Raw genomic sequence first — 2,626 nt, 5'->3', positions numbered from 1 at the left:
GGGCAAGTGTGTCGGCACCGGGTGCGCATATCGGGGCGGTGGGGGCTCCGGGGGCAGCATCCACCTGACGGCGGGGACGCTGGCAGGCGCGGGGGCGATCACGGCCGACGGGGGCAACGGCGGCAGCACCCACGCCGGGGGCGGCGCCGGGGGCCGGGTGGCGGTGTACTACGGCGACATAGCTGCCTTTCCCGAGACCCACATCACCGTGACCGGCGGCACGGGGTTCCAGCCCGGCGCTGCGGGCACCATCCATCTCCAGCCCCTCGAGGCGCCGTACCTCCTCTCCCACGCCCCCGACGGGCCCGTCAACCACCCCGTGACCTTCGTGGACGTCACCTTTCACCGGCCCATCGACGGGGCAACGTTTACGGCCGAGGACGTGCGGCTCTCCGGCCCCGCGGGAGAGCACATCTCCGTCAGTGGAGATCCCGTTCTCCACGAGGGCAACACGTGGCGCATCTCCTTCGACCCGCAGCACGCCGAAGGAGAGTACGTGCTCCTGGTGGGGCCCCACATCTTGGGGCCGACCGGGCTCGAAATGGACCAGGACGGCGACCGGGTCGGCGGCGAGGACCCCGACGACGTATACCGGGGCACCTTCACCATCGACACCACGGCCCCGCGGGTCGTGTCCCAGAGCCCGTCCGGGAACTGGACCCAGCATCTCTCGTTCGTGGACGTGGGCTTCAGCGAGGCGATCGCGCCTGCCTCCTTTCGGGCGCAAGACGTAACCGTCGCGGGGCCGCTGGGGCCGATCCCGGCCGGGGAACCCGAGCCCCTGGGCGGCAACGTCTGGCGCATTCCCCTGCCGGCGCAGAGCACGCCGGGGGACTACTCCATCGGGGTGGGCCCGGCTGTCTCGGATCTGGCCGGCAATGCCATGGGATCGGCCTACCAGGGAACCCTTCGGATCCTGCTGCCCGACCTGGTGGCCCTCGAGCTGCAAACGTCCCCCGCAGGGGGCACCGGGGGGCACCTCGCCGTGAGCTGGCGCGTCGCCAACAGCGGCTCATACCACGCCGGCGGCCCCTGGAAGGACTGCCTCTACCTCTCCTCCGATCCCGAGGCGGGGGGAGGCACGGCGCTGGGCTGCTACGAGCACTCACCCAACCTGGCCGTGGGCGCCTCCTACGACCGGCTCGCGCAGGTGGTCCTCCCCCCAGTGCCTGCGGGCTCCTACTGGGTCCACCTGCGGGTGGACGCCGAAGGCCGCGTGGCCGAGGCCGACGGGGCGAACAACGCCGCCTCGGCCGGGCCCGTGGAGATCAGCCGGCCCAACCTCGTGGCCGGGGCACTGGCGGTGCCGCCGGAGGTCTGGGCGCGCCAATCCATCGCAGTCACCTGGGCCGTAAGCAACGACGGATTGGTGGCCGCTTCGGGCTCGTGGCAGGACTGCCTCTACCTCTCCCCCGACGACCAGCCCGGGGCCGACGTGCTCCTGGGGTGCGCCGCCCGGCCCGCCGAGCTCGCGCCAGGGGCAAGCTACGAACAAAGCATCGTCTTCCCCTTGCCCAACGTGACGAAGGGAACCTATTGGGTCGTGCTTGCCGTGGACGCCGCGGGCTCCCTGGCAGAGGCGGACGAGGCCGACAACGGGGCGGTCTCGCCGCCCGTTCTGGTACATCGAGAGTTTCGCCTCGCGACGGGCGCGAAGGGCTGGGGCACCGTGGTCCTGGACCCCTCCGGCCCGGACTACGAGGAGGGCACCGCGGTCCACGTAACCGCCGTGCCCCAGCCGGACTGGGTCTTCAGCCAATGGGAGGGCGCGTTGGCCGGGGCCGGGAATCCCGCGACCCTCTCCATGGACGCCGACAAGTCCGTTACCGCCGTCTTCGTGCTGGAGCAACTCCTCCCCAACCCCACCGGCGTCGCCGTGACCCCCCACAGCGGCTACGTCGACATCTCCTGGGCCGGGGTGGAGCCGGCGCAGTACGTCAAGCACTACGCCGTCTACGTGGGGGAGGCCGACTTCACCTCGGTGGAGGGGATGACGCCCCGGACGACCCGCACCGTCCCCGGCGCCAAGGTGGCCGGTCTCACCAACAACCGGACCTACTACGTCGCGGTCACCGCCGTGAACCTCTCGGGAGGGGAGACGAAGGAGGTCGCGACGGTGCCGGCCACCCCGGTGCCCGACACCGAGGGGCCGGCGGTCTCGAACGTCCGGTGGGAGGGCGCGCCGCTGGCCGGGGGGCAGGTGCTCCGAAAGCCCGGCACCGTAACGCTTACGGCCTCCGACCCGGCAGGGATGAGCCGGGTGGAGTTTCGGGTGGACGGGGTGCTCAAGCGCACCGACACCAGCGGCTCGGGGAGCTACTCCTTCGCCTGGAACCTCGTCGCCGAGGCCGACGGCGCCCGCGTCCTCGGGATTGCCGCCTACGACACCCTGGGCAACGCCACCGGGCTCGAGTACACGGTCACCGTGGCGCTGGATCCCCCCGGGGCCCCGGTCATCACCCAGCCGGTGGGCGGGATCACGACCAACAAGGCCACGGTGGCCGTCTCGGGGACCGCCGAGAAGGACACCGAGGTCCTCTTCTACCGGGACGGCACCCAGGTCGCCCTCGTACCTCCCGCGGCGGTCACCGCCACGGGGGCCTTCAGCGCTTCGGTGCCCCTGGCC

Annotated in this window: 1 protein-coding gene; it reads left to right on the top strand. The window is 72.0% G+C overall.

Translation table 11 applies throughout. The features are described from left to right. A partial coding sequence (locus AB1578_23285) for a CARDB domain-containing protein (GenBank protein MEW6490822.1) occupies positions 1-2,626 on the top strand: 2,626 nt, incomplete at both ends.

This window comes from Thermodesulfobacteriota bacterium, from assembly GCA_040756475.1.
Classification (GTDB): Bacteria; Desulfobacterota; Deferrisomatia; order Deferrisomatales; family JACRMM01; genus JBFLZB01.
This window is presented reverse-complemented; position numbering and strand designations above follow the sequence as displayed.